Here is a 26,407-nt window from a genome sequence, read left to right as displayed (position 1 = left end):
CCTTTTCACCCCTACACTCAACAGGAGTCTGCGCCCTACAAGTGCAGGGCTGTACAGGGGGGTTGACCATGGCCGATGTTGTCTCCGGTGGCAACATCGAGGAAATCGAGAAATTCGAACAGACCATGGGGAAACCTCAGTTGGGTGTGGAACCGCGGATTGACCCGGCACTACAAACCGACGGTTCCAAGGCGTCCATTGAATCGGGAACTTCCCCGCGCCCGACTTGCGGAAGGAAGTGAGCGGGCGAAGAGTGGTTCGTGTATCGCCTGCGCCATCGGGTCATGGATCTCGCCGACCATGACCGTCGTGGTCCTCAGGCCTCCGGTCCGCAAGGGCACATCAGGACATCGCACAGCGCACCTGGAACCAGCATGCCCAGAAACACCCGTCGGCATTTCTCCCGTCAAGCCTGCGCGTCCTGCCTGGCCGCGGCGCTCGCGCTGCCGGTAGGTGCGGCCAGTACGGTGGCGGCCCTCCAAGGCACCGCACAAGCCAGGACGGCGGCACCAGCCCAGCCCACTCCCACGCCGCCCGAGCCGGAGACACCGACCGAGGAGTCTCCCGCCCCGGAAACACCGACCCAGGAGACACCCACCGAAGAGTCCCCCGCCCCGGAAACACCGACCCAGGAGACACCGACCGAGGAGACACCGACCGAGGAGTCTCCCACCGAGGAGACACCGACCGAAGAAACACCGACCGAGGAGACGCCCACCGAAGAAACACCGACCGAGGAGTCTCCCACCGAGGAGACGCCCACCGAAGAAACACCCACCGAGGAAACACCCACCGAAACCGAGGAGACACCCACCGAGCCCGGAAAGACGCCGCAGCCCACCACACCCGCCGAGGCGAAAGACGAGGCGGAGGAACTCAGCCGGGATCCGGATACGCCCGCCGCGGTGAAGAGCGATCTCGCTCAGGTGTCCACCTTGTTGGACGAGGCCCAGAACAAACCGCCGGAGGTCAAGCAAGCGGCCGTCGACGTCAGTGTGTCGGTGTTCGTCGCTGTGGACGCGCTCAAGAACCCGGCGACTTCCGCGCCGGACAAGAAAGCGATCTCCAACTGCGTCAACGAGCTGACGGCCTCGATCCAGGTGATCGTGGACGTGAAGGTGTCGGCCAAGGTGCGGCAGGCGCTGGTCAAGGTCTCGGTCGACGTGAAGGTCTCCGTGCAGGCGTTGACACAGCCCAAACTTCCGCCGAAGACGAAGACGGCAATCAGGGGTTGTGTGCGGGAGGGGACCGCCACGCTGAAGACCATCCGGAGCGCGGGCACTTCGCAGAAGAAGAAGACCCAGCTCTCGAACCTCACGGCGCCGATCCAGATCGTGACGAAGATCATCGTCAACACGAAGACGACGGCGGGCGCCCGGAACACGGCCACGACGGTCCTGGTCCAGCTGAGAGTCGTGGTCACGACGTTCCGGGAGAACGACAAGCCACCGACGGCGCAATGGAAGTCCTGCAACAAGGCGCTCAGCGACCTGAGTCCTCAGCAGTACACGAACGTTCCGCAGCAGTGCGAGGGCTCTTTGACGGCCTGAACGACCGCCGGACACCGGGAACTCAGGTGCCCCCTGCCCCGTAGTGAGCCCTGGGGTAAACCCCCGCAGAAACAAGGGCGTTGCCCGGATGTGGTCGGCGGTGACGATTCGCGAGGCTCGTTCGCATGAAGCAGACCACGCGTCACGCCTCCCTCATCGCCACCTCCGCCCTCCTCCTCGCCGTCACCACACCGCTCGCCGCCTCCGCGGTCCCCGGCCCGGCCGCCGCCCCGCCCCTTGAGTGGTCCGCGTGCGACGGCACCGGCCTCGACCCCCGCCAGCAGTGCGCCACCGTCCAGGTCCCCATGGACTACGCCGACCCCGACGGTCCCGAGATCGGCATCGCCATCTCCCGTATCCCCGCCGAGAACCCGGCCGCCCGCCGCGGCGCACTGTTCCTCATCCCCGGCGGCCCCGGTGGCTCCAGCCTCGCCAACCCCTCGGGGAAGGCGCAGAAGCTGCCGCAAAGCGTCCGGGACACCTACGACCTCATCGGGTTCGCCCCGCGGGGGAACGCCCCCTCGACCCCCGTCAGCTGCGGTCTGGAGCCGGCCGATCTCGCCGCCTCCAAGCTGCGGCCCTGGCCCGCTCCGGACGGATCCATCGAGGGGAACATGGCCACCGCGCGGCGCATCTCGGACGCCTGCGCCCGCCATGGCGGCGAGTTGATGCAGCACATCAGCACCGCCACCAACGCCCGCGACATCGACCGCATCCGAGCCGCGCTCGGCGAGCGCAAGCTGTCCGCCTGGGGCGTCTCGTACGGCACCTATGTGGGCGCCGTCTACAGCCAGTTGTTCCCGCACCGCACCGACCGCGTCGTGCTGGACAGCAACGACAATCCCGACCCCGTCCGGGTGCAGCGGGCCTGGCTCGCCGCGTTCGAGGCCGGGGTCGAGGACAACTTCCCCGAGTTCGCCAGGTGGGCGTCCGCACCCGGCAACCCGGACCGGGTGGCCCGTACGGCGGCCGAGGTGCGGCCGCTGTTCCTGCGGCTCGCGGCCCGTCTCGACCGCGAGCCCCTCCCCTGGCCCGGCGCCGAGCCGGCGGAGCTGAACGGCACCGAGCTGCGTCAGGCCATGCTCACCGCCCTGTACGACCCCGACCGCTACCCCACGCTGGCCAAGCTGATGCTGGCCGCCGAGAAGGGCACCGTGCCGCCCGCGCCCCAGAGCCCGCCGGAGGCCGTGCTGCAGAACGTCACCGCGGTCGGCGCCGCCACCATCTGCGGGGACAGCGTCTGGCCCAGGTCGGCCGCCGCGTACGAGAAGGACGTCGCCGAGAGCCGTGCGAAGTACCCGCTCACCGCGGGCATGCCCCGCAACGCGATGCTCTGCGCCGCCTGGCCGTACCCGCAGAAGGAGGCGCCGGTGAAGATCACCGACCGAGGGCCGTCCAACGTCCTGCTCGTGCAGAACGAGCGTGATGTGGCCACCCCGCTCAGCGGCGCCCTCAAGCTCCGCGAGGCCCTCGGCCGGCGTGCCGTCATGGTGACCGTGAACTCCACCGGCCACAACGCCTACCTCGCCAACGGCAACGCTTGCGGCGACCACACGGTCTCCCGGTTCCTGGCGACAGGTGAGCGGCCCGCCAAGGACCTCTACTGCCGCTGACCGGACGCCCGGCACGCCCTGCCGTACCGCCGAGCCAGGGCGTGGAAGGCCTCCTTCGGCTCCCAGTGCCAGTCGGAGGCCGGGTCGTCGGGGCGGTCCTTGACGGACTTGGTGATGCTGTAGCTCGCCATGTCGAGGTCGTGGCGCGGGTTGTCGGGGCGGTGCGGTGAGTCCGGGCTGACGAACTCGTACGCCATCGCGGCGTACAGGCCCATCGACTCGAAGACGTCCAGCAGGTCCATCAGGTAGGCGGCCTGGGTGCGCTCGCTGCGCACCAGGTCGCCCTTGATCTCCGGCGGGGTCTTGCCGTGGTCGACGGAGTACCAGCCCATGCCGCCGTCCTGCGGGGCGCCGGCATACGTGCAGCTGCCGAACTCGGTGATGGCGAGCGGCTTGCCCCGGATCAGGTACTTGCTCACGTCCCGTACGTAGTCTTCGTGGCGCGGGAAGTACGAGTAGTAGTTGAGGCCGACGATGTCGAAGAGGTCCCAGTCGACCTTGTCGTCGGAGCCGGCCGCGTAGCCCAGGCGGCCCCGGAAGACCGACCGGCCGACCTTCGCCGCCCGTGCCGTGAACCGGTCGAGTCCGCGCTGCATCCGCTCCCGGTCGACCGTGCCGTTCAGCAGGTTCTCGACCCGCTCCAGGACCGTCTCCCCCGGCACGATCCCCGGCACGAACAGCTGGAACTCGCAGCCGACGCCGAACTCGACGCTCGCACCCTGCCGGCGTAACCGCTCCGCGAACCGGCCCGTCTCCGCCACCTGCTCCAGGATGTCGCCTTGCGGGATGTCCCCGATCTTCGGTTGCAGCCAGATGTGCAGTCCCCGCTCGGCCGCCTCGGCGGCGGTGGCCGTGAGGCGCTCGACACCGTCGCCGGTGATCTCGACGGCGTCGGCGTGCAGGTCGTCGCTGATGGCGCGGATGTCGGCGCGCATCCGGTCGGCGCTCCACGCGGTCCCCGGCGTCTCCCCCGCGCCGACGGTGTAGACGACGCCCCGTCGGGTCAGACCCGCCCGGCCGCCGGCCTCTGCCCGGCCCGCGGGAAGCACCGCCCCCGCGAGCCCGACCGCGGCCGCCCCGGCCAGGAACTGCGCCCGGTTGATTCCCTTCGTGTTCTCCATGCGCTCACTGTGCCGAGCCCGGCACCCCCCGCGTATCGCCCGTCGGTCTACGGCACCGCGACCAAGGTCGGCGGTCCGGCGACCTTCGGCGCCGCCCTCACGCGGCGCCGAACCGGCGTACATACCTGCGCTGCCACGGCGTCTCCGGCGTGCCGGTCGTAGGCCCGGCGCACGTACGCCACCGCCTCCTCGGCCGGTACGCCGTCCAGCACCGCCAGGCAGGCCAGGGCCGTCCCCGTCCGCCCGCGCCCGCCACCGCACGCGACCTCGACGCGTTCCGTCCCCGCCCGCTCCCAGGCCTCCCTCAGCGCGGCACGCGCGTCCGCCCGGTCCGCAGGGAGGCGGAAGTTGCCCGCCGAGCAGGTGGACGCCGGCCATTCTCCCCGGGTGCGCTGCTCGGATCCCGGACTTTTCGGCCGCGTCGGGCGTGAGAAACCGGTCCCGATGTCACCATCCAGGGGAGGAGCACAGCCGCTACGCCAGGGAGCCTTCATGACCTTCCCCGCCCCGCTGACCGGTGTCGTCCCGCCCGTCTGCACGCCCCTGACACCGGACCGCGAGGTGGACGTCCCTTCGCTGCTCAGGCTGATCGACCACCTGGTGGAGAGCGGGGTGCACGGGCTGTTCGTGCTCGGCACGTCATCGGAGGCGGCGTATCTGACGGACCGGCAGCGCAGGCTGGTCGTGGAGACGACCGTGGCCCAGGTGGGCGGTCGGCTCCCCGTCCTGGCGGGCGCCATCGACATGACGACCCCGCGCGTCCTGGACCACGTCGCGTCCGTCACGGCGGCGGGCGCCGACGCCGTCGTCGTCACCGCGCCCTTCTACACCCGCACCCACCCGGCGGAGATCGCCCGCCACTACCGCCTCGTCGCCGCCGCCTCCCCGGTCCCGGTCGTCGCCTACGACCTTCCGTCCGGCGTGCACACCAAGCTGCCCGCCGACGTGGTGCTGGAGCTGGCCGCCGAGGGTGTCCTGGCCGGCCTGAAGGACTCCAGCGGCGACCTGGCCGGCTTCCGGGACGTGGTGACCGGCGCCCGTACGCACCCCGGCATCACCGGCTTCAGCGCGCTGACCGGCTCCGAGCTGACCGTCGACGCGGCCCTCGCACTGGGCGCCGACGGGGCCGTGCCCGGCCTCGCCAACGTCGACCCGCACGGCTACGTCCGCCTCGACCGCCTCTGCCGGGCCGGCGACCGGGACGGTGCCCGGGCCGAACAGGAACGCCTGTGCACGCTGTTCGGCATGGTCCGCGTCGCGGACCCCGCCCGGATGGGCGCGAGTTCCTCGGCCATCGGCGCCTTCAAGGCCGCGCTGCACCTGCGGGGCGTCATCGACTGTCCGGTGACGGCCGAGCCGCAGGTGCCGTTGTCGAAGGAGGAGGTGGAACGAGTACGGGAGTACCTGGCGGCGGCGGGGTTGCTGTAGGTACCCGTACTCAGGCCCCGGCCCGGCTTTCGAGGCAGGTTCGTGCCCATGACCGCCCCCACCCCTGGCCGCCGGGTTGCTCGTGCTCGACGGTATCGGGGCCGTCGCGGCCTTCCTGCTCGGTGCTCACGGCGGTGGGCACCCGGTAGCGGTCCTACGACGGCGTACGCGCCGCCTCCAGCAGCCGTTTCACGTCGTCGGCGCAGATGGTCAGGGCCGCCCCGACGGTGGCGAGGGCGTCGCGCTCGGCGGGCGTGTAGGGACCGTCCGCCAGGGCGATGCGGGCGCCCTGGAGCAGGATCGATTCGCGGCCGACGGGGGCGAGGTGCGGGGCCAGCGGGTCCAGCGCCTCGTGCAGCTCTATGGCCAGGCCCGCCCCGCACGGCTCCTCGAAGACCCGCCCGGTGTCCGCCGCCAGCGCCTCGACGAGGGCGCTGAGCTGTTCCTCCGTGCAGTCGTCGAAGCCGGCGGCACGCACCGCGCTCGCGGCCGTCTCCAGGGACGTACGGGAGGAGGTGCCGCCCGCTGCCAGCACCGCCAGGGCGACGGTGTGGACGGCGTCGCGGAGCATCGCGGAGAAGCGGGTGGTGGTCGGGTGGTCCAGGACGTCGGTGCCGAAGTGGCGGTGGCAGGCGGCGCACTCCACGACCGGTCCGGTCTCACCGCGCGGCAGCACGGGCACGCCGAGGCAGGTGAAGCGCCGGCGGCCGGTGAGGCGCTGGTAGTTGCGGTCGCCTCCGCAGCCGGGGCAGAAGAACTCCCCGTCTCCTACGGCCGTCCATGCGGTACGGGTGCCCAGGATGCGGGCACGCCTGGCGGCACGGCCGTTTCGTCCCCGTCCTGGCAGCACGTCGCACCTCCGTAAGCCCGCGGCATCGTCGTCGCGCTGGCGTGATGTTAGCCACATCACCGAGGTGGAGTCAGTACCCCGGAGGTGACCTTTCCGTGACCTCCACGAGGATTGGCTCATATGTGACGAGGCCCCGCCCGCCGGTGTACGGCGGACAGGGCCCGTGCGGCTTCCCTCAGCGGCCTCCGGCCGCGTGCCCTTTGCGGCTGGTCAGCGAGTCGCCCGGTTGACGGCCGAGACGACGGCCTTCAGGGAGGCCCGGGTGGTGTTCGCGTCGATTCCGATGCCCCACAGGACCTTGTCGTCGATGGCGCACTCGATGTAGGAGGCGGCCTGCGCGGAGGCGCCCTCGCTCATCGTGTGCTCCTGGTAGTCCAGGAGGCGTACGTCGATGCCGATGGACTGCAGGGCGTCGAAGAAGGCCGAGATCGGACCGTTGCCGGTGCCGGTCAGCACGGTGTCCTCGCCGTCGACGGTGGCCTCGACGGTGAGCGTGTCGATGCCGTCCCGGTCGGTGGTGGACTGACCGTTCTTCACCTGGATGCGGCCCCAGGGGTTCTCGGGGTTGGGCAGGTACTCGTCCTGGAAGACCGCCCAGATGTCCTTCGGCGTGACCTCGCCGCCCTCGGCGTCCGTCTTCGCCTGGATGATCTTCGAGAACTCGATCTGCATCCGGCGCGGCAGGTCCAGCTTGTGGTCGTTCTTCAGGACGTACGCGATACCGCCCTTGCCGGACTGCGAGTTGACGCGGATGACGGCCTCGTAGGACCGGCCGACGTCCTTGGGATCGATCGGCAGGTACGGAACCGCCCACTCGATGTCGTCGACCGTGACGCCCTTGGCGGCCGCGTCGGCCTCCATCGCGTCGAAGCCCTTCTTGATGGCGTCCTGGTGGGAGCCGGAGAAGGACGTGTAGACCAGGTCGCCCACGTACGGGTGGCGCGGGTGGACCTCCATCTGGTTGCAGTACTCCCACGTACGACGGATCTCGTCGATGTCGGAGAAGTCGATCTGCGGGTCGACGCCCTGGGAGAACAGGTTCATGCCCAGGGTGACCAGGTCGACGTTGCCGGTGCGCTCGCCCTGCCCGAACAGGCAGCCCTCGACGCGGTCGGCGCCGGCCATCAGCGCCAGCTCGGCGGCGGCGACGGCCGTACCGCGGTCGTTGTGCGGGTGGACGGACAGGCAGACGTGCTCGCGGCGGGAGAGGTTGCGGCCCATCCACTCGAAGCGGTCGGCGTGCGTGGACGGCGTCGAACGCTCCACGGTGGCGGGCAGGTTGAGGATGATCTCGCGGCCCGGACCGGGCTGCCAGACGTCCATGACCGCCTCGCAGACCTCCAGCGCGAAGTCCAGCTCGGTGTCGGTGAAGATCTCCGGGCTGTACTGGTAGCCGAACTCGGTCTCCGGGCCCAGCAGCTTCTCGGCGTACTCCATGACCAGCCGCGTGCCGTCGACGGCGATCTGCTTGATGTCGTCCTTGGAGCCGCGGAAGACGACCCGGCGGAAGACCGGGGCGGTGGCGTTGTAGAGGTGGACCGTGGCGCGCCTGGCGCCCTTCAGGGACTCCACGGTCCGCTCGATCAGGTCCTCGCGGGCCTGGGTCAGGACGGAGATCGTGACGTCGTCGGGGATCGCGCCCTCTTCCTCGATGATCGAGCGCACGAAGTCGAAGTCGGTCTGGCCGGAGGCCGGGAAACCGACCTCGATCTCCTTGTAGCCCATCTTGACCAGCAGGTCGAACATCGCGCGCTTGCGCGCGGGCGACATGGGGTCGATCAGGGCCTGGTTGCCGTCGCGCAGGTCGGTGGAGAGCCAGCGGGGGGCGACGGTGATCCGGTTGTCCGGCCAGGTCCGGTCGGGGATGTCGACCTGCTCGTACTTGCCGTACTTGTGGATCGGCATGGAACTGGGCTGCTGGCGGTTCGCCATGATGCGGGGGCTCCTCAGGGTGTCCGGAAGGACGGCCGACGACGCAACGCCAAGCTCCGCGGGGAGGGAGTCGGCCTCGACTACAGGCCCTCGCCGCGGCAGCTAAGGAGAAGCAGCCCGAAACGCATGATGCTGAGCATGCTAGCGGAGCCCCTCCGGATACGTGGGTCCGTATCAGTATGCGGGACCCGGAGCATAAACGGGACAAAAAGTGCCCTATACCACTCCCGCACCGGACCCGGGGCGCCTCGCCGCCCCATTTCACCAATCATGGTTGCGGGTAGTGACAGCGGCATAACACAGTGCAAGGGTGCCGTGCATGACGACCAACGGGGGCTTCGAGCCCGTCTTCTGCACCATCGTGCCGCCGCACGTCCTCGACAAGCTCGCGCAAGCCGAGGACCCCGCCCTGTCCCGCCCCGCCCGCCAGACCCTCCAGCGCGACGCCTACGAGCGCACCCAGCGCCGCCTGACCACGGTCATCGGCGCCCCGTCCGTCGCCCCGCCCGCCGGGGCCGAGCCCGCGAAACCCCACCGCACCGTCTACGACGCCCGGCACGGCACCGACCTGCCCGGCCGCAAGGTGCGGGGCGAGGGCGCGGAGCCCGGCAAGGACGCCACCGTCAACCGTGCCTACGCGGGCCTCGGCGCCACCTTCGAGCTGTTCCTGAAGGCGTACGAGCGCGACTCGATCGACGGCAGCGGACTCCCCCTGGACGCGACGGTCCACTACGACCGCGACTACAACAACGCCTTCTGGAACGGCGAGCAGATGGTCTTCGGCGACGGGGACGGCGAGATCTTCCTCGACTTCACCATCCCCATCGACGTCATCGGCCACGAACTCACCCACGGCGTCACCCAGTACACGGCCAACCTGACCTACTTCGGCCAGCCCGGCGCCCTCAACGAGTCCATGTCGGACGTCTTCGGCGCGCTGATCAAGCAGTACACGCTCGGCCAGACCGCCGCCGAGGCCGACTGGCTGATCGGCGCCGGCCTGCTCGCCCCGCGCGTGACGGGCAAGGCGCTGCGCTCGATGAAGGCACCGGGCACGGCGTACGACGACGACGTCCTCGGCAAGGACCCGCAGCCCGCGACCATGGACGACTACGTCCGCACCGGCCGCGACAACGGCGGCGTCCACATCAACTCCGGCATCCCCAACCACGCCTTCTACCTCGCCGCCACGGCGCTGGGCGGCCATGCCTGGGAACGGGCCGGGCAGATCTGGTACGACGTGCTGACCGGGGGTGAGCTGAAGCAGGACGCGCTGTTCGTGGACTTCGCCACGCTGACGGTGAAGGCGGCGCGGGAGCGGTACGGGCAGGGCGACGAGCTCGACGCGGTGAGCAAGGCCTGGGAGCAGGTCGGGGTGCGGACCCTGTAGTTCCGTACTAGACAGGGACCCATGCGTATTCAGGTGAGGCGCACGGGCGGGTTCGCGGGCATCGAGCGCCATGCCGAGGTGGACACCTCGGGGCGCCCCGACGCGCACGAGTGGCACGCCCTGGCCGAGAAGGCGGTGGCCGCCGGCCGGGGCACACCCCCGATCGGGGTTCCGGACGGCTTCAGCTACCAGATCACGGTGGACGGGCAGACGGTGTACGCGTCCGATCCCCGGCTCACGGACGATCAGCGGAAGCTGATCTCGCGCGTGCTGAAGGAGGGCGCGTAACCGGCAGTTCCCACCTGCCGGTTGACTTCCGTTACCGCTGGTACGGATGATCCGGCGCATGGCGACCAACCCGACACCCGAGTTCCCGGCGTTCCCCGACGGCTTCCTGTGGGGCGTGTCGACCTCCGCCCACCAGATCGAGGGGGCGGCGGACGAGCGCGAGCCGTCCGTGTGGGACGCCTTCACGGCCGAGCCCGGACGGGTGAAGGACGGCTCGACGGCGGCGGTCGCCTGCGACCACTACCACCGCTACCGCGAGGACGTGGCCCTCCTGGCCGGCCTGGGCGTGACCGCGTACCGCTTCTCCGTCTCCTGGCCGAGGGTGCGCTCGGGAAAGGGCCTGGACTTCTACGACCGTCTGGTGGACGAGCTGTGCGCGGCGGGCGTGCGACCGGTCCCGACCCTCTTCCACTGGGACCTGCCCCTGGGGCTGGACTGGCTGGACCGGGACACGGCGTCCCGCTTCGCGGAGTACGTGTCGGACGTCGCCGACCGTCTCGGCGACCGCGTGAAGAAGTGGATCACCCTCAACGAGCCCGCCGAGCACACCCTCCTGGGCCACGCCCTGGGCGCCCACGCCCCCGGGAAGCAGCTGCTCTTCGACGCCCTCCCCGTCGCTCACCACCAGCTCCTCGCCCATGGCCTGGCGGTACGGGCGCTGCGCGCGGCCGGGGCCACGGACATCGGGATCGCCAACTCGCACGGCCCGACCTGGGCGGCGTCCGGGGAGCCGGCGGACCTGGAGGCGGCGGAGTTCTACGACGTGCTGCTCAACCGCCTGTTCTCCGACCCCCTGCTGCTGGGCCGGTACCCGGAGGGCGTGGGCGAGTTGATGCCGGGGGACGTGCAGTCGGACCTGAAGGTCATCGCGGAGCCGATCGACTGGTACGGCATCAACTTCTACGCGCCGACGAGGGTCGGCGCCCCGCAGGGCACCCGGATCGAGTTCGGCGGCCTGTCACTGCCCGCCGAACTCCCCTTCTCGGTACGGGAGATCGAGGGCCACCCGGTGACGGACTTCGGCTGGCCCGTCGTCCCCGATGCCCTGACCGAACTCCTCACCGGCTTCCGCGACCGCTACGGCGACCGGCTCCCGCCGGTCGTCATCACCGAGAACGGCTGCAGCTACGAGGGCATCGACGACCAGGACCGCATCACCTACCTCGACGGGCACATCCGGGCACTGCACCGAGCGGTGGAAGCGGGCGTGGACGTGCGCGGCTACTTCGTGTGGTCACTGCTGGACAACTTCGAGTGGGCCGAGGGGTACGCGCGCCGGTTCGGGCTGGTGCACGTGGACTTCGAGACGTTGGAGCGCACGCCGAAGGCGTCGTACGGCTGGTACCGGGACCTGATCCGGGCTGCGGGCCGGCCGGCTCGGGGCGGCGACTGAGGGGTCCGCGCGCCCCGGACGGGCAGGTCAGAACCCCAGCCGCCGCAGCTGCTTCGGGTCCCGCTGCCAGTCCTTCGCCACCTTCACATGCAGGTCGAGGAAGACCGGCGTCCCCAGCAGCGCCTCGATGTGCTTGCGGGACTTCATGCCGACCTCCTTCAGCCGCTTGCCCTTGGGGCCGATGATGATGCCCTTCTGGCTGGGGCGTTCGATGAACAGGTTGGCGTGGATGTAGAGGAGGGGCTTGTCGGCGGGGCGGTCCTCGCGCGGGAGCATCTCCTCGACGACGACCGCGATGGAGTGCGGGAGTTCGTCCCGTACGCCTTCCAGGGCCGCCTCACGGATCAGTTCCGCGACCATGACCTGCTCGGGCTCGTCCGTGAGGTCGCCCTCCGGGTACAGCGCCGGCCCTTCCGGCAGCAGCGGGACCAGCAGGTCCGCCAGCAGGTTCACCTGCTTGTCGCCCACGGCCGACACGGGCACGATCTCGGCCCACTCGATCCCCAGCTCCTTGCCCAGCTGGTCGATCGCGATCAGCTGCTCGGCGAGGGCCTTGGAGTCCACCAGGTCCGTCTTGGTGACGATCGCGACCTTCGGGGTCTTCCTGATCCCGGCGAGTTCCTTGGCGATGAAGCGGTCGCCCGGGCCGATCTTCTGGTCGGCGGGGAGGCAGAAGCCGATGACGTCGACCTCGGCCCATGTGGTGCGTACGACGTCGTTCAGGCGTTCGCCCAGCAGCGTGCGCGGCTTGTGCAGCCCCGGGGTGTCGACGAGGATCAGCTGCGCGTCGGGGCGGTGCACGATTCCCCGGACCGTGTGCCGGGTCGTCTGCGGCCGGTTCGAGGTGATCGCCACCTTCTGCCCGACCAGAGCGTTCGTGAGGGTGGACTTACCCGCGTTGGGACGGCCCACGAAACAGGCGAAGCCCGCCCGGTGGACGGCCTCGGACGTTTCCGACGGCTCGGATGACTGACTGCGAACGCTCATGGCCATCATTGTCCCTGATCCACAAGGCTCCCCCGCACCGTGTGCGCCCCGGCTTCCCCGGTGAGCTTCTGGAAACGCCCACGCAACACGAAACACCCAGGAAACACATCTGTAGGCAACCGGAAACGCGCGCCCGTGACCCTCTGACGAGCCCCCGCACCGTTGGAGACGACCGTGACCCTCGCCGCAAGCGTCGACACCGGCGACACCGCCTGGCTGCTCGCCGCCACCGCCCTCGTCCTGCTGATGACCCCGGGCCTGGCCCTCTTCTACGGCGGCATGGTCCGCACGAAGAGCGTCCTCAACATGCTGATGATGAGCTTCGTGTCGATCGCCCTGGTCACGGTGGTCTGGCTGGCCGCCGGTTACTCCCTCGCCTTCGGCGACGACATCGGCGGCGGCCTCATCGGCGGACTCGACCACGCCGGCCTGCGCGGCCTCGGCCCGGACAGCGTGCACGGCACCGTCCCCACCCTGCTGTTCGCCACCTTCCAGCTCACCTTCGCGATCATCACGGCGGCGCTGATCAGCGGTGCGATCGCCGACCGCGCCAAGTTCGGGGCGTGGCTGGTCTTCGTACCCGTGTGGGCCCTGCTCGTATACGTTCCGGTCACGCACTGGGTCTGGGGCCCGGGCGGCTGGATCCTCGACAGGCTCGGCGCCCTCGACTTCGCGGGCGGCCTGCCCGTCGAGATCACCTCCGGCGCGTCGGGGCTGGCGTTGTGCCTGGTCCTCGGCCCGCGCATCGGGTTCAAGAAGGAGGCCATGCGGCCGCACAACCTCCCCATGGTCGTGCTCGGCGCCGGTCTGCTCTGGTTCGGCTGGTTCGGCTTCAACTCGGGCTCGGCCCTCGGCGCGAACGGCCTCGCGGCCGCCGCGTTCCTGAACACCCTCGCCGCCGGCTGCACCGGCCTGCTCGGCTGGCTCTTCGTCGAGCAGAAGCGCGACGGCCACCCGACGACGCTCGGCGCGGCCTCCGGCGCGGTCGCGGGCCTGGTCGCCATCACCCCGTCCTGCGGCTCGGTCTCCCTGCTCGGCGCCCTGGTCGTCAGACTGGCCGCCGGTGTCCTCTGCTCCTACGCGGTGAGCTGGAAGTTCAGGCTGAACTACGACGACTCCCTGGACGTCGTCGGCGTCCACCTGGTCGGCGGCATCATCGGCACCCTGCTGATCGGCGTCTTCGCGGTCGAGGAGATGACCGGCGGCGCCGAGGGCCTCCTCTACGGCGGCGGCCTCGCCCAGCTCGGCAAGCAGCTGCTGGCCGTGGTCGTCGTGGGGGTGTACGCCTTCGCCGTCACCTACGCTCTGGGCAAGCTGATCGACAAGGCGATGGGCTTCCGCGCGAGCGAAGAGCAGGAACAGACCGGCCTGGACCTTACCGTGCACGCCGAGACGGCCTACGATCACGGCGTCCTGGGCCATGGCGCCCCGGTCACCTCGTCCGTCGTCCCCACCGCGCAGAAGGTCACGTCCCAGGCATGAAGCTCATCACCGCCATCGTCAAGCCGTACCGCCTCGACGAAGTCAAGACCGCCCTGCAGGAACTGGGCATCCAGGGCCTGACCGTCAGCGAGGCGAGCGGTTACGGCCGGCAGCGCGGCCACACCGAGGTCTACCGCGGCGCCGAGTACCAGGTGGACCTCGTACCCAAGGTCCGGATCGAGGTCGTCGTCGAGGACGCGGACGCCGACGCCGTCATCGACGCGGTCGTGAAGGCCGCGCAGACCGGCAAGATCGGGGACGGCAAGGTCTGGGCACTGCCCGTCGACACGGTCGTACGGGTCCGGACGGGCGAACGCGGCCCCGACGCGCTGTAGCACCGGGGCCGCGGCCGCGCGCGGGTCAGTCGAACACGAACGGGCCCGGTGACTGCGGCCCGGTCGCCGTGCAGGTGATGGTGATGCCGAAGACCGTCATCCGCAGCGAGCCGCCGTAGGCCTGCAGGCTGTCGCCGGAGGCCACGGTGCCGGCGAGCGGGCCGACCGTGACGGGGGCACCGGCGGCCATCGCCGGGTTCTTCGTGCCGGTGAACGCGACGGTGCCGCCGCCGGACTTCACCAGGGTGAGCGTGGAGGAGATCGAGTCCGCGCCCAGTGCGACGGGCGCGGTGATCGCGGCGGAGCTGAGGGTGAGGGTGGCGGCGGTGCCGTTCTGCGTCGCCGTCAGGGTGGCCTCGCCGCCGCCGAAGAATCCGCAGTCGGCGGTGATCGTCGCCGTCTGTGGGGTGACGGCGACGGCGGTGGGCGCGAGGGCGAGCCCGGCGACCGCGAGGGCCCCGGCCGCCAGTGCCGCACCTGTTGCGATTCTCTTGCCTGTCATGGGGTTCCGGCTCCCTTTCCGTGGGGGGAACTGCCCGGCAGGTGGGTGCGGGCACACTGCACCGAGCGGAAACTGACGGCCCATCAGAAACCGTCGGTTCCATTGATGCCCCGCAGGCAAGGGACGGCAAGGATGAATTCCGGACGACTTCCCGGCCGTCCGGCTCTCAGCCCGCGGAAACCGTCAGCCGCACGCCCCCGTCAGGCCCGGCCACCAGCACGGGCGTCTCCGCTCCCCCCAGATCCCGTACGGCGGCCCGGTCCTCGTCCGACACCCCTTCGGCCTCCGTCACCACCGCCGCCGCCTCCAGCGACGTCGCCCCGGACGCCACCGCCATCGCCACCGCCGTCCGCAGCGCACTGAGCTTCAGCGAGTCGAGGGCAACGGTCCCGGCGACATACGTACGCCCGGTCTCGTCCCGGACGGCGGCCCCCTCGGGCACACCGTTGCGGGCCCGCGCGGAACGGGCCAGGGTCACGATCTTGCGGTCCTCGGGGTCAAGCGCGCTGGTGTCGGTCATGACCTGAGCATACGAAGAAGCCCGGCCGCGGTGGCTCACACCCCCGGCGGCTTCGGGAACCCCTGCGGCCACACCTGGGGACCGCCCGCGGTGGCGCCGCCGTCCACCGCGATCTCCGTCCCCGTCTGGTACGGGAACTCGTCGGACGACAGGGCCAGCACCGCGCCGGCGATCTCCTCGGCCGTGGCCATCCGCCCCAGTCCCGGCACGTTCAACGGCCCCCACGCCTTCTTGAACGCCTCCCAGTCGGCGTCCGCCACCCCGGCGGGCCGCACCAGCGGAGTGTCGGTCGTGCCGGGCCGGATGGCGTTGATCCGGATGCCCCGGTCACCGTAGTCCAGTGCCGCGGCCCGCACGATCCCCTCGACGCCCCGCTTGCTCGCCGCGTACGCCGCGTGCCCGGGGCGGACCCGTTCGGCGCCCGCGGACGAGGTGCACAGGATCACTCCCCCGCCGCGCCGCAGCAGGTGCGGGATCTCGTACTTCACCGCGAGGAAGACGCCACGCTCGTTCGTGGCGAGCAGGTCGTCCCACTCGGCGACGCTCATCTCGTGGACCTTCCTGGAGGTCTCGATCCCCGCGTTGTTGAAGGCGATGTCGAGGCCGCCGTACCGGCCCGCCACCCCGTCGACGAAGGCCTCGACCTGCTCCGCCTCGCGGACGTCCGCGTGCAGGTAGACGGCCTCGCCGCCCGCGCGCCGGATCTCCCGCTCGACCTCGCGGCCCAGGGCACGGCGGCGCCCGCAGAAGCCGACCTTGGCCCCCTCGGCGGCGAAGGCCCGCGCGGCGGCACGGCCGATGCCCGAGGTGGCGCCGGTGACGGCGACGACCTTCCCGGCGAAACGGCCACCGCCCCGCTCGGCGGCACCGGACCGGGGGGCCGCGGCGACTCCCACGGCGGTGGCGAGCGCTCCCGAGAGCGCGGCACGACGGCTGAACGAGGATGCTGACACGGTGGAGTTCCTTCGGCATGCGACGGCGGTCGGTACGCATACGACTCTCCGCCGGCGGGCCGGGCGCGGGCATCTGTCACTTCGACTGGTGTCGGCCAGGGGTGTGCGGGACTTTCGAAACACCCCCTAGCCTCCAGGGGTGGGGGAACGAGGGACGGTGTACGGACGAGAAAGCGAACGGGCCTTCTTGCGCGGGCTCCTGGCCGACGCGGCCGCCGGGCACGGGCGGACGCTGTTCCTGCGCGGGGAGCCCGGCATCGGCAAGACGGCACTGCTCGACGACGCCGTGGCCCACGCCGTACGGGAGCATCCCGGGACCACCGTGCTGCGGTGCACGGGGGTCGAGTCGGACATGGCGTCGCCCTTCGGCGGCCTGCTGGGTCTGCTGGCTCCGGTTCTGGACCGCACGGGTCTGCTGCCACCGCCCCAACGAGCCGCTCTGGAAGGCGCCCTGGGTCTCGGGGGAGCCGAGGCGGGCGAACTCGCGGTGCGTACGGCCGTCCTGTCGCTGCTGAGGGCCCTGGCCACCGGGGGGCTGGTCCTGCTCGCGGTCGACGATGTGCAGTGGCTCGACGCCCCGACCCGCTCGGCGGTCCTGTTCGCCGCCCGCCGCCCGGGCGCGCGCGTCGCCGCACTGCTCGCCGCGCGCGCCGAGCCCGGACTGGACCGGGCCGTACACGATCTGCCCGCCCTGGAACTGGCGGGCCTGGCTCCGGCAGCCGCCCGGGCGCTGCTCGCCGTGCGCGGGGTGCGGGGCGTGGACACGGCCGCGCTGCTGGCCGCCGCCGAGGGCAATCCGCTCGCGCTGGCCGAGCTGCCCGTGCCGGACGGAACGGCACCCGGCCCGCTGCCCCTGGACACCCGGCTGCGCGACGCCTTCGCCCACCGGGCCCGCGCACTGCCCGCCGAGGCCCGGACGCTCCTGCTGGTGGCGGCTGCCGAGGACCGGGGCCGTACGGACGTGGTGCTGGCCGCGGCGACCCGGCTGGGGGCCGGCGACGTGGCGCTCGCCTCCGCCGAGCGTGCCGGGCTGCTCCACGTCACCGGCCCCGCCCTCCGCTTCCGGCACCCCCTCGTCCGCTCGGCGGTCTACGCGGACGCCTCGTTCCCGGACCGGGCCCGCGCCCACCTGGCGCTCGCCGAGGTGCTGACGGGGCACGACGCCCACTGGCACCGGGCGCTGGCCCGCACGGGCCCCGACGAGGAACTGGCCGCCGCGCTGGAGCGGGACGCGGACGCCATCGCCGGGCGGGGCGGACTGGCCGCGGTGGCAGCGGTCCTCGCCCGCGCCGCGGAACTCGGCACCGATCCGGGGACCCGGACCCGGCGCCTGGCGGCGGCGGCGCACGCCGCGTGGAAGTCGGGCCACCCGGATACGGCCGGGCGCCTCGTGGCCCGCGCGGCAGCCGTCGAGCATCCGGACCCGGGCCCCGAGACCGATGCGGGGGCTCTCGAACTCACCCGCCTCCACGGCCTGATCGCCCACTCCGGCGGCGACCAGGAGGACGCCTTCCGGAAGCTGACCGAGGCCGCCGAGGCACACGCCCCGTACCGTCCCGAGGCCGCGGCCGCCCTGCTGTTCATGGCCTGCGACGCCGGCGAGCACGCCGGCCACGACGACGCTGTGCGGCAGGCCGCCTCGCGCATCGCGGAGTTGCGGGTGGACGCGCGCTACCGGTCGTACGGGCGCCTGCTGGCGGTGGCGTACGAGGGAACGCCCGAAGCACCGCACGATCCCTGGGCGGTCCTCCGAGCCGCCCCTGACGACCTCGGCACCAGCCGGGTCCACCGCTGGCTGTGGCCCCTGGCGATCACGCGGGACGGACCCGACCCGCTGCGGGCCCGCGACTTCGCCGAGACCGCGTGCGAGCGGATCCGGGAGGCCGGCGTCGCCGCGCTGCTTCCCCGGCCGCTGCTGTGGCTGGCCGACCTGGAGTGCCGCACCGGACGGCTGGAGGAGGCCGCCGTGCACGCCGACGAGGCGTTGCGGCTCGCCCGGGACCTCGCGCACCCCGTGTCGGCCGCCGACGCCCTGGCCGTGCTCGCCCGCGTCGCCGCGCTGCACGGCGACGGACCCCGCTGCCGTACGTATGCCGACGAGGCGTCCGCCACCGCGCTGCCGCTGAACAACCGCGCGGCGGCCGCCGAGGCCGCGTGGGCCGTGGCCCTGCTCGCGCTGGGCCGCGGTGACCACGCCGAGGCGCACGAGCGGCTGCTGCCCGTGCACACTCCGGGCTCGGCCCGCGGGCACCGCCGCATCGCCCGCCTGAGCAGCGCCGACCTGACGTCGGCCCAGTGGGCCGACGGCGACCGGGCGGCGGCGGTCAGGACGGCCGAGCGCGCCACGGCCTGGGCCGAGCACAGCGGACTGCCGTGGGCCCGCGCCCAGGCCGCCCTGTGCCGGCTCCTGACGGCCACGCCCGACACGGACCCGCGGGACCTGGACGACCACTGGGCCGCCGCGGACCGCGGTTTCGCCGGCCTGCCGTTCTGGCGGGCCCGGGCCGCGCTCGCGTACGGGGAGCGGCTGCGCCGGGACCGGCGGGCGGTGGCCGCGCGGGAGCGGCTGCGGTTCGCGGTCGACCTGTTCGACGGGATCGGCACGCCGGTGTGGCGGGACCGCGCCCGGGGCGAGCTGCGCGCCACGGGCGCCTCCGCCCGCCATGGCCACGGGGACGCGGCGGCCCGGCTCACGCCACAGGAACTGCGGGTGGCCCGGCTCGCCGCGCGCGGCCTGTCCAACCGGGAGATCGGCGCCCGCCTCACCATGAGCCCGCGCACCGCCGGCTACCACCTCTACAAGGTCTTCCCCAAGCTGGGCGTCACGGGCCGGGCCGAGCTGCGCGACCTGGACCTGTGACGGCGCCCGGGCTCTCAGGGCCGGTCGAGGCGGAGGCGGTCGGCTCTGGGCAGGCCGGCGACGACCAGGTCGTACGAGTCCTCGATGAGCTCCCGGACCAGGGCGTCCGGGAGGTCGCCGTCGGCCGTGACCGTGTTCCAGTGGCGTTTGTTCATGTGCCAGCCGGGGGCGATCAGGCCCGGGTACTCGTCGCGGAGGCGGAGGGCGTCCTCCGGGTCGCACTTGAGGTTGACCGTGAGCGGACGCGCGTCCAGCGTCGTGAGGGCGAACATCCTGCCCCGCACCTTGAACACCGAGATCTCCGGGCGGAAGGGGAAGTCCTCCACGGCCGCGTTGAAGGACAGGCAGAACGCGCGCAGCTGCTCGGGGGTCACTCCGGCCTCGTCTCCTCGTCCTCGGGCGGGCCGGCCGGGCCCACCGGCTCCGCCAGCACGGTCACGATCTTGTTCCGGCGTCCGGCCGCCGCCTCGGCCGTCAGGCGCAGTTCCCGGCCGTCGGGGAGGTCCACGACCGAGGACGCCCCGGCGATAGGGACGCGGCCCAGCGCCTTCGCGAGCAGGCCGCCGACGGTCTCCACGTCCTCGTCGTCGTACGCCTCCAGGCCGTACAGCTCGCCGAGGTCGCCGATGTCGAGGCGGGCGGTGACGCGGTAGCGGTCCCCGCCGAGGTCCTCGACGGGCGGGAGTTCACGGTCGTACTCGTCGGTGATCTCGCCGACGATCTCCTCGAGGATGTCCTCGATGGTGACGATGCCGGCCGTGCCGCCGTACTCGTCGATGACGACGGCGACGTGGTTGCGTTCCTTCTGCATCTCGCGCAGCAGGTCACCGGCGTTCTTCGTGTCGGGCACGAAGAACGCGGGGCGCATGGCCGTGGACACCAGTTCGCTCTCCGCGTCCCGGCTGATGTGCGTCTTGCGGGCGAGGTCCTTCAGGTACACGATCCCGACGATGTCGTCCTCGCTCTCGCCGGTGACCGGGATGCGGGAGAACCCGGAGCGCAGGGCGAGGGTCAGGGCCTGGCGGATCGTCTTGTAGCGCTCGATGACGACGAGGTCGGTCCTCGGGACCATGACCTCCCGCACGAGCGTGTCGCCCAGCTCGAAGACCGAGTGCACCATGCGGCGCTCCTCGGCCTCGATCAGGGACTCCTTCTCGGCCAGGTCGACCAGGGCGCGCAACTCCGCCTCGGAGGCGAAGGGGCCGTGGCGGAAGCCCTTGCCGGGGGTCAGCGCGTTACCGATGAGGATGAGGAGCGACGGGATCGGGCCCATGATCCGCGCGAGCGGGACCAGGACGTACGCCGCCGCCGTCGCCGTGTTCAGCGGGTGCTGGCGGCCGATGGTGCGCGGGGAGACGCCGACGGCGACGTACGACACGAGGACCATGACGCCGATGGCGACCAGGAGGGCCTCGGTGGTGCCGGCGAACTGCATCAGGCAGGCGTACGTGATCAGCGCCGCGGCGGCCATCTCGCAGGCGACGCGGACCAGCAGCGCCACGTTGAGGTAGCGGGTCGGGTCGGCGGCGACCTGGGCGAGCTTGGCGCTGCCGCGGCGGCCGGACCGCACGGCCTCCTCGGCGCGGAAGCTGGAGACGCGCGCGAGGCCCGCCTCCGCGCAGGCGGCGAGCCAGGCGACGACGACCAGGGCGACGGCGCCGGAGACGAGCGGGAGGCTCATGACACGGTCGGGGCCGGGGACGGGCCGGTCAGGCCCCTCTCCGCGCGCCAGCCGTCCACGATGGCCGCCTGCAGGCCGAACATCTCGGCCTTCTCGTCGGGTTCCTCGTGGTCGTAACCCAGCAGGTGCAGCACACCGTGGACGGTGAGCAGCTGGAGCTCCTCGTCCATGGTGTGCTGGGTCTCCGCCTCGGCGCCCTGCTTGGCGGCGACCTCGGGACACAGCACGATGTCGCCGAGGAGGCCCTGCGGGGGCTCGTCGTCGTCCTTCGACGGCGGACGCAGCTCGTCCATCGGGAAGGACATCACGTCCGTGGGCCCCGGCAGGTCCATCCACTGGATGTGCAGCTGCTCCATGGCCTCGGCGTCCACGACGATCACCGACAGCTCGGAGAGCGGATGGATGCGCATCCGCCCGAGCGCGTAGCGGGCGATGTCGAGGATCGCCTGTTCGTCGACCTCGGTGCCGGACTCGTTGTTGACGTCGATCGACATGATGCTGTGCTGGTCTACTTCCCCTTGTGCCCGGACTTGCCGCGGCTCTTGTGCGCGCCGTTCTGGGTGCCGTGCTTGTCGTCGTACTTCTCGTACGCGTCGACGATACGGCCCACCAGCTTGTGCCGTACGACGTCATGGGACGATAGCCGGGAGAAGTGGACGTCCTCCACGCCCTCCAGGATCTCCTGGACCTGGCGCAGACCGGACTTCGTCCCGTCGGGGAGGTCGACCTGCGTCACGTCACCCGTGATCACTATCTTCGAGTCGAAGCCGAGGCGGGTGAGGAACATCTTCATCTGCTCGGGGCTCGTGTTCTGGGCCTCGTCCAGGATGATGAAGGCGTCGTTCAGGGTGTTGTGCGTCAGCAGGTAGTCCTGCGTGACGTACAGCGAGTCCTCGGCCGCCACCTGGATACAGACCGTCTCCTCCCGGCCCGCGGGCTCGATGCTGTCGATGAACCGCATCGGGCGTCCGCCGCCTCCGGCCGCGTGGTACTCGTCGCGCTTACGGGCGAGGCGGAAGGGCTCGATGCCTTCGGGGAGGCGGATGTCGATGATGTGGGCGTCATGCCGGTGACCGACGTCACGTCCCTGTGCCAGCCCGGGCTTACGCCCCGCGGCGACGCGCCGACGGGTGTACGCCACACCGCCCAGCGACCGCACGAGCGCGATCACGTCGTCACGCAACATGATCGACGTCGTCGTGTACTGGATACGGCAGGTGCGGTCCTTCTGCGTGACGGGGCCGCCATCGGAGTCGAGGAGGCCCTGCAGCACGCCCAGTCGTACGTCGGCCGAGTTGTGCAGGTAGTCGTCCGGGATGAACTTGGTGTGCGAGCGGGTACGCAGGAGATCCAGCTCCCTGAGCACACGAGTGACCGGATTCGCCAGCGTGATCACGTCACCCGGTGCCTTGACCCGATTGAGCACGTAGTCAGGACCACCACGGTGCCGTACCGCGACATCGGGAAGCACCGTCTCCAGAGCCGTGGCCGGCTCCGGGTCCTCCGTGGAGAAGGATGGCGTGGTGGAACCGGTCAGGCATCCGTCACCGAGCAGTAGTCCCAACGCGTACGGGTCCATCGGGACCTCGCGCTCGGGAAGTTGCACGGGTGCCGTGAGCAGTGGCAACTCGTATCGGCGCGCGTGCGCCGCCCGCAGGTTGCCGATCATCTCCTGGGTCTCCAGGACCCGCCACGGCTTGTTACGACGCTTGTCGTCGCGCGTCCTGACCGTCCACAGGTGCTCGCCGCAGCACAGGGTCCAGGAGCCGTCCTGGGCCGTGACGCGGTAAATGTCCTTCTCACCCTGTGGGTAGACGCCGAGCACCGGGGTCGGCTCTCCGTTGGAGCCGATGACCAGGTCGCCGACTTCCAGGTCGCCGATGGGGCGCCAGCCGTCCGGGGTCAGGACGTTGGTGAATACAGGCTGCGCGCGGCCCCTCATGTACGCCAGCGGCGCGACCTCTATCGTGCCCGCGGCCATGAGCCTCGGGATCGAGTCCGGGTCGATCATGTCGTGCAGCGCGTCGTAGAGCGGGCGCAGGTAGGGGTCGATCTTCTCGTAGAGGGTGCCCGGCAGGAAGCCCAGCCGCTCGCCCGCCTCGACCGCGGGCCGGGTCAGGATGATGCGGTTGACCTGCTTGGACTGCAGGGCCTGCACCGCCTTCGCCATCGCCAGGTACGTCTTGCCGGTGCCGGCGGGGCCGATGCCGAAGACGATCGTGTGCTTGTCGATCGCGTCGACGTACCGCTTCTGGTTCAGCGTCTTGGGGCGGATCGTGCGGCCGCGCGAGGACAGGATGTTCTGTGTGAGCACCTGGGCCGGGGTCTCCTGGCCTTCGCTCTCCCCGTTCTCGCTCGCCTTGAGCATGGCGATCGAGCGTTCCACTGCGTCCTCCGTCATCGGCTGCCCGGTGCGGAGCACCAGCATCATCTCGTCGAACACGCGCTGGATGAGGGCGACCTCCTGGGCGTCGCCGACCGCGCTGATCTCGTTTCCCCGGACGTGGATGTCGGCCCCCGGGAAGGCCTTCTCGATCACGCGCAGAAGGGAGTCGCCGGAACCCAGCACGGTCACCATGGGGTGCTGGGCGGGGACGGTGATCTGTGCTCTCGCCTGCTCCTGCGCGGGGGTGTGAGCTGTGGGTGTCTGAGTCATGGGCCGGCGCTTAAGGCCTGCGGTTCCTCCTCGTCACGGCCGCACAGCTGAGGGCGGCCTCGCGATTCCCAGGGTACGACGGGGCACCGACAACGCCGTAGGGCTTTTAGGTGTGGAGGTTTTGAACGCCGGGACGGTCGCCCGTCGCCGGCCGCGGCTGTGAACGCCTCACGCCGAACGGCGGAAGCCGATCGTCGGCACGGCACGCCGCAGGGGCCACGGTCGGACGACCTCGTCGGGCAGCAGGTCCGCCAGGAACGCGTACCGCCGCAGGGCCGTCAGGTCCTGGCCGTCGACCGACTGGACCTTGCGCCACCAGGCCGCGATCTCGCACCAGCCGGGGGCCGACAGGGAGCCGCCGAACTCCTGCACCGACAAGGCCGCCGTGAGGCCCGCGAAGGCCAGCCGGTCGGCCAGCGGCCAGCCCGCCAGGCTGCCGGTGACGAACCCGGCGACGAAGACGTCCCCGGCGCCGGTGGGGTCGAGGGCCTCCACGGCGATGGCGGGGACCTCGGCGGTCTCCCCGGTCCGTCGGTCGACCGCGTAGGCGCCCTGCGCGCCGAGGGTGACGACGGCGACCGGCACGCACTCGGTGAGGGCGTGGGCCGCTTCGCGGGGGCAGGCCGTGCCCGTGTACCGCATGGCCTCCTCGGCGTTCGGCAGGAAGGCCTCGCAGTGCCGGAGGTCGGGCAGGCCCGCCAGGTCCCAGGCGCCGGTGTCGTCCCAGCCGACGTCGGCGAAGAGACGGGTGCCCTTCGACGCGGCCTGCGCGATCCAGGGGGCCTGCTTGCCGGGCGCGAGGGCGGCGATGGCGGCACGCGCGCGTGGGGGGCAGTCGGGGGCGGGCTCCTCGGGGGGTGGCTCGTGGCCGTGGGAGACCATCGTGCGTTCTCCCTCGTACGCCATCGAGACCGTGACCGGCGAGTGCCAGCCGGGCACCGTGCGCGACGGGGTCAGGTCGATGCCCTCGCCCTGTTCCAGGGCGTCCCAGCAGTACTCGCCGTAGTGGTCGTCGCCGAAGGCCGCGGCGAGGGAGGTTCTCAGGCCCAGGCGGGCCAGCGCGGTCGCCATGTTCGCCACGCCGCCGGGGCTCGACCCCATCCCCCGCGCCCAGGACTCGGTCCCGCGCACCGGTGCGGAGTCGAGCCCGGTGAAGATGATGTCGAGGAAGACGGTGCCCGTCAGGTACACGTCCCAGGGCGGATCGTCCGGTGCGCGCAGGGCGGCCAGGGGGTCGACCTGGGCCTGGCGATGCGGTCCCTGAGCGGTGAGCTTGGGTCCCTTTCCGACGGGCACGATGGACGGTGTCACGGTGCGCTCCCTGACATGGTGCGGATCTGCCCAGTGTGCACCACATCACTGACATCCCGGTCGATTCACACTGGAGCCACCCGCCACGCCACCGCCGGCCCCGGACAGGCCGAGCGCCCCGCACCCGGCACCGCCCCGGCCGAGGGCCGCAGACCAAAGAGCCCGACCGCGCCCCAGACGCCCGGCGCTCCCTACGGCCGGAGGTCACCAGCGGGGGACGGACGGGGTGACCCACTGCGGATCAGCGACCCGCATCGCCGCCGCGTCGTCGCGGTCGTGGAGCGAGCCGTCGTCGTCGAGCCACCGCTGGTGGAGGAACGCGAGCTTGTCCCGGTCCAGTTCGACGCCGAGGCCCGGCGCGTCGGAGACCCGGACGGTCCCGTCGTCGAAGGTGAGCCGCTCGGTCAGGACGTCCTCCGACTGCCAGGGGTAGTGGGAGTCGCAGGCGTGGTGCAGGTCGGGGACGGTCGACGCCACATGGGTCATGGCGGCGAGACTGATCCCCAGGTGGGTGTTCGAGTGCATCGACACCCCGACGCCGAAGGTGCGGCAGATCGCGGCGAGCTGCTGCGTGTTGCGCAGCCCGCCCCAGTAGTGGTGGTCGGAGAGGACGACCTGGACGGCGTCCTTCGTGAACGCCTCCTTGATCTCGGCGAAGGTCGTCACGCACATGTTGGTGGCGAGCGGCACGTCGGTCCGCGCGGCGACCTCGGCCATGGCGGACGTGCCGAGCGCGGGGTCCTCCAGGTACTCGAGGACGTCCCCGAGTTCCTTCGCCACCTTCAGCGAGGTCTCCACGCTCCAGGCCCCGTTGGGGTCCAGCCGCAGCGGATGCCCGGGGAACGCCTCCGCCAGCGCCCGTACGGCCGCGATCTCCTCCTCCGGCGGGAAGACACCGCCCTTGAGCTTGAAGGACGTGAAGCCGTACCGCTCCTTGAACTTCCGGGCCTGCCCGACGATCCCGGCCGGGTCGACCGCGGCACCCCAGTCGTCCTTCTCGGCCGTCACGCCCGCCGGATGGCCGGCCCACTTGTAGAACAGGTACGCGCTGTACTCCACGGCGTCGCGCACCTTGCCGCCGAGCAGCGCGTGCACGGGCAGGCCGAGCGCCTTGCCGAGGGCGTCGAGGCAGGCGACCTCGAAGGCGGAGACGACGGACAGGCGCAGCTTGTCGGCGGTCTGCACGCCCCTGAGGCCACCGACGTCGACCTGGCCGGAGACCCGCGAGGAGTCGACGGCCACCTCGTCCGCGACGACGAACAGCCCGTTCAGGTCACCGACCTGTCGTCCGGTCAGTTTCTCGGCGAAGGGCCGGGCGAGCTCCAGGTACTTGGTGTCGCCGTACGTCTCGCCGACACCGGTGACGCCGTCGGCGGTCACCACCTCCACGATCAGCCGGGGGGTGTACGGCTGGTGGACGCCCTGCGTGTTCAGCAGCGGCGGGTCGGCGACCAGGATCGGCGTCAGCCGTACGTCCGTAATGGCGAGGTTCACAGAGCGGCTCCCACGAGGTCGAGTCCGGTGGTCGGCGGGGAGGTCACGGCGCCATCTCCCC

Annotated in this window: 23 protein-coding genes and 1 pseudogene; 10 read left to right on the top strand and 14 right to left on the bottom strand. The window is 71.4% G+C overall.

Translation table 11 applies throughout. The features are described 5' to 3' along the window. Window positions 1–68: 68 nt before the first annotated feature. From NW895_RS39690 to NW895_RS39680, 3 genes are all read left to right on the top strand, one after another. On the top strand, window positions 69–242 hold the full coding sequence (locus NW895_RS39690; RefSeq protein WP_289942011.1) for a hypothetical protein: 174 nt from the start codon (window positions 69–71) through the stop codon (window positions 240–242). Window positions 243–374: 132 nt separating this feature from the next. After that, window positions 375–1,550, top strand: coding sequence for a hypothetical protein (locus NW895_RS39685; RefSeq protein ID WP_289942010.1), 1,176 nt, complete (start codon window positions 375–377; stop codon window positions 1,548–1,550). A gap of 125 nt (window positions 1,551–1,675) precedes the next feature. Further along, a complete protein-coding gene (locus tag NW895_RS39680; RefSeq protein WP_289942009.1) occupies window positions 1,676–3,163 on the top strand; it encodes an alpha/beta hydrolase in 1,488 nt (495 codons plus the stop codon). Here NW895_RS39680 and NW895_RS39675 read toward each other — a convergent pair. Together NW895_RS39675 and NW895_RS39670 are read right to left on the bottom strand one after the other, a co-directional pair. Continuing rightward, window positions 3,151–4,284, bottom strand: a complete 1,134-nt coding sequence (locus tag NW895_RS39675; protein ID WP_289942008.1) for an abortive phage infection protein — start codon at window positions 4,282–4,284, stop codon at window positions 3,151–3,153. The two genes, NW895_RS39680 and NW895_RS39675, sit on opposite strands and share 13 nt — an antisense overlap. 97 nt (window positions 4,285–4,381) lie before the next feature. Continuing rightward, window positions 4,382–4,634, bottom strand: a pseudogene (locus NW895_RS39670) (protein phosphatase); the annotation flags it as partial. A gap of 142 nt (window positions 4,635–4,776) precedes the next feature. Between NW895_RS39670 and NW895_RS39665 the strand changes: the two are divergent. Then, window positions 4,777–5,712 carry a dihydrodipicolinate synthase family protein gene (locus NW895_RS39665; RefSeq protein ID WP_289942007.1) on the top strand — a complete coding sequence of 312 codons (936 nt, stop codon included), beginning with the start codon at window positions 4,777–4,779 and terminating at the stop codon, window positions 5,710–5,712. A gap of 154 nt (window positions 5,713–5,866) precedes the next feature. Here NW895_RS39665 and NW895_RS39660 read toward each other — a convergent pair whose 3' ends face one another. Both NW895_RS39660 and leuA read right to left on the bottom strand, forming a co-directional pair. Further along, entirely contained in the window at window positions 5,867–6,562 is a 696-nt protein-coding gene (locus tag NW895_RS39660; RefSeq protein WP_289942005.1) for a TerB family tellurite resistance protein, read from the bottom strand. Window positions 6,563–6,772: 210 nt separating this feature from the next. Next, on the bottom strand, window positions 6,773–8,494 hold the full coding sequence (gene leuA, locus NW895_RS39655) for a 2-isopropylmalate synthase (RefSeq protein ID WP_289942003.1): 1,722 nt from the start codon (window positions 8,492–8,494) through the stop codon (window positions 6,773–6,775). Between the two features lie 319 nt (window positions 8,495–8,813). On the opposite strand from leuA, the gene NW895_RS39650 reads away from it, so the two are divergent. From NW895_RS39650 to NW895_RS39640, 3 genes are read left to right on the top strand one after another with little or no spacing between them, the layout of a single operon-like run. Further along, a complete protein-coding gene (locus tag NW895_RS39650) occupies window positions 8,814–9,884 on the top strand; it encodes a M4 family metallopeptidase (protein WP_289942002.1) in 1,071 nt (356 codons plus the stop codon). 21 nt (window positions 9,885–9,905) lie between these two features. Further along, window positions 9,906–10,172 carry a protealysin inhibitor emfourin gene (locus NW895_RS39645; protein ID WP_289942001.1) on the top strand — a complete coding sequence of 89 codons (267 nt, stop codon included), beginning with the start codon at window positions 9,906–9,908 and terminating at the stop codon, window positions 10,170–10,172. A gap of 46 nt (window positions 10,173–10,218) precedes the next feature. Then, entirely contained in the window at window positions 10,219–11,565 is a 1,347-nt protein-coding gene (locus NW895_RS39640; protein WP_289942000.1) for a GH1 family beta-glucosidase, read from the top strand. 27 nt (window positions 11,566–11,592) lie between these two features. Here NW895_RS39640 and era read toward each other — a convergent pair whose 3' ends face one another. Further along, a complete protein-coding gene (gene era, locus NW895_RS39635; protein ID WP_289941998.1) occupies window positions 11,593–12,561 on the bottom strand; it encodes a GTPase Era in 969 nt (322 codons plus the stop codon). 165 nt (window positions 12,562–12,726) lie between these two features. On the opposite strand from era, the gene NW895_RS39630 reads away from it, so the two are divergent. Both NW895_RS39630 and NW895_RS39625 read left to right on the top strand, forming a co-directional pair. Further along, window positions 12,727–14,034, top strand: coding sequence for an ammonium transporter (locus NW895_RS39630; protein WP_289941996.1), 1,308 nt, complete (start codon window positions 12,727–12,729; stop codon window positions 14,032–14,034). Further along, window positions 14,031–14,369: a P-II family nitrogen regulator gene (locus tag NW895_RS39625; protein ID WP_289941994.1), complete on the top strand. Its 339-nt coding sequence runs from the start codon at window positions 14,031–14,033 to the stop codon at window positions 14,367–14,369. Before NW895_RS39630 ends, NW895_RS39625 begins: the two co-directional genes overlap by 4 nt. A 25-nt stretch (window positions 14,370–14,394) precedes the next feature. Here NW895_RS39625 and NW895_RS39620 read toward each other — a convergent pair whose 3' ends face one another. The 3 genes from NW895_RS39620 to NW895_RS39610 all read right to left on the bottom strand — a co-directional run bounded on the left by NW895_RS39620 (window position 14,395) and on the right by NW895_RS39610 (window position 16,344). After that, window positions 14,395–14,871 carry a hypothetical protein gene (locus tag NW895_RS39620; protein ID WP_289941992.1) on the bottom strand — a complete coding sequence of 159 codons (477 nt, stop codon included), beginning with the start codon at window positions 14,869–14,871 and terminating at the stop codon, window positions 14,395–14,397. A gap of 166 nt (window positions 14,872–15,037) precedes the next feature. Next, a complete protein-coding gene (locus tag NW895_RS39615) occupies window positions 15,038–15,391 on the bottom strand; it encodes a cytidine deaminase (RefSeq protein WP_289941991.1) in 354 nt (117 codons plus the stop codon). 35 nt (window positions 15,392–15,426) lie between these two features. Beyond that, complete coding sequence (locus NW895_RS39610) at window positions 15,427–16,344, bottom strand: SDR family oxidoreductase (RefSeq protein WP_289941989.1); 918 nt, start codon at window positions 16,342–16,344, stop codon at window positions 15,427–15,429. A gap of 139 nt (window positions 16,345–16,483) precedes the next feature. On the opposite strand from NW895_RS39610, the gene NW895_RS39605 reads away from it, so the two are divergent. Then, window positions 16,484–19,204 (top strand): LuxR family transcriptional regulator, encoded by a 2,721-nt coding sequence (locus NW895_RS39605; RefSeq protein ID WP_289941988.1) that lies wholly within the window; start codon window positions 16,484–16,486, stop codon window positions 19,202–19,204. 14 nt (window positions 19,205–19,218) lie between these two features. Here NW895_RS39605 and NW895_RS39600 read toward each other — a convergent pair whose 3' ends face one another. The 6 genes from NW895_RS39600 to NW895_RS39575 all read right to left on the bottom strand — a co-directional run bounded on the left by NW895_RS39600 (window position 19,219) and on the right by NW895_RS39575 (window position 26,346). Next, window positions 19,219–19,578, bottom strand: a complete 360-nt coding sequence (locus NW895_RS39600; protein ID WP_289941987.1) for an MmcQ/YjbR family DNA-binding protein — start codon at window positions 19,576–19,578, stop codon at window positions 19,219–19,221. Then, entirely contained in the window at window positions 19,575–20,885 is a 1,311-nt protein-coding gene (locus NW895_RS39595; protein WP_289941986.1) for a hemolysin family protein, read from the bottom strand. The genes NW895_RS39600 and NW895_RS39595 overlap by 4 nt, the downstream gene beginning before the upstream one ends. Further along, complete coding sequence (gene ybeY / locus NW895_RS39590) at window positions 20,882–21,379, bottom strand: rRNA maturation RNase YbeY (RefSeq protein ID WP_289941984.1); 498 nt, start codon at window positions 21,377–21,379, stop codon at window positions 20,882–20,884. The genes NW895_RS39595 and ybeY overlap by 4 nt, the downstream gene beginning before the upstream one ends. A 14-nt stretch (window positions 21,380–21,393) precedes the next feature. Then, window positions 21,394–23,541, bottom strand: coding sequence for a PhoH family protein (locus NW895_RS39585; RefSeq protein WP_289941983.1), 2,148 nt, complete (start codon window positions 23,539–23,541; stop codon window positions 21,394–21,396). 168 nt (window positions 23,542–23,709) lie between these two features. Next, window positions 23,710–24,852: a PfkB family carbohydrate kinase gene (locus NW895_RS39580; RefSeq protein WP_289941982.1), complete on the bottom strand. Its 1,143-nt coding sequence runs from the start codon at window positions 24,850–24,852 to the stop codon at window positions 23,710–23,712. Between the two features lie 204 nt (window positions 24,853–25,056). After that, window positions 25,057–26,346, bottom strand: a complete 1,290-nt coding sequence (locus tag NW895_RS39575; protein ID WP_289941981.1) for a glucarate dehydratase family protein — start codon at window positions 26,344–26,346, stop codon at window positions 25,057–25,059. Window positions 26,347–26,407 lie beyond the last annotated feature (61 nt).

Origin of the sequence: Streptomyces sp. S.PNR 29 (assembly GCF_030386795.1) — a bacterium.
Classification (GTDB): Bacteria; Actinomycetota; Actinomycetes; order Streptomycetales; family Streptomycetaceae; genus Streptomyces.
This window is presented reverse-complemented; position numbering and strand designations above follow the sequence as displayed.

Coding starts and splice junctions, on each gene's coding strand:
- NW895_RS39690 (WP_289942011.1), top strand. CDS start 69: ATGGCCGATGTTGTCTCCGGTGGCAACATCGAGGAAATCGAGAAATTC.
- NW895_RS39685 (WP_289942010.1), top strand. CDS start 375: ATGCCCAGAAACACCCGTCGGCATTTCTCCCGTCAAGCCTGCGCGTCC.
- NW895_RS39665 (WP_289942007.1), top strand. CDS start 4,777: ATGACCTTCCCCGCCCCGCTGACCGGTGTCGTCCCGCCCGTCTGCACG.
- NW895_RS39650 (WP_289942002.1), top strand. CDS start 8,814: ATGACGACCAACGGGGGCTTCGAGCCCGTCTTCTGCACCATCGTGCCG.
- NW895_RS39620 (WP_289941992.1), bottom strand. CDS start 14,871: ATGACAGGCAAGAGAATCGCAACAGGTGCGGCACTGGCGGCCGGGGCC.
- NW895_RS39625 (WP_289941994.1), top strand. CDS start 14,031: ATGAAGCTCATCACCGCCATCGTCAAGCCGTACCGCCTCGACGAAGTC.
- NW895_RS39585 (WP_289941983.1), bottom strand. CDS start 23,541: ATGACTCAGACACCCACAGCTCACACCCCCGCGCAGGAGCAGGCGAGA.
- NW895_RS39595 (WP_289941986.1), bottom strand. CDS start 20,885: ATGAGCCTCCCGCTCGTCTCCGGCGCCGTCGCCCTGGTCGTCGTCGCC.
- NW895_RS39680 (WP_289942009.1), top strand. CDS start 1,676: ATGAAGCAGACCACGCGTCACGCCTCCCTCATCGCCACCTCCGCCCTC.
- era (WP_289941998.1), bottom strand. CDS start 12,561: ATGATGGCCATGAGCGTTCGCAGTCAGTCATCCGAGCCGTCGGAAACG.
- leuA (WP_289942003.1), bottom strand. CDS start 8,494: ATGGCGAACCGCCAGCAGCCCAGTTCCATGCCGATCCACAAGTACGGC.
- NW895_RS39675 (WP_289942008.1), bottom strand. CDS start 4,284: ATGGAGAACACGAAGGGAATCAACCGGGCGCAGTTCCTGGCCGGGGCG.
- ybeY (WP_289941984.1), bottom strand. CDS start 21,379: ATGTCGATCGACGTCAACAACGAGTCCGGCACCGAGGTCGACGAACAG.
- NW895_RS39645 (WP_289942001.1), top strand. CDS start 9,906: ATGCGTATTCAGGTGAGGCGCACGGGCGGGTTCGCGGGCATCGAGCGC.
- NW895_RS39640 (WP_289942000.1), top strand. CDS start 10,219: ATGATCCGGCGCATGGCGACCAACCCGACACCCGAGTTCCCGGCGTTC.
- NW895_RS39615 (WP_289941991.1), bottom strand. CDS start 15,391: ATGACCGACACCAGCGCGCTTGACCCCGAGGACCGCAAGATCGTGACC.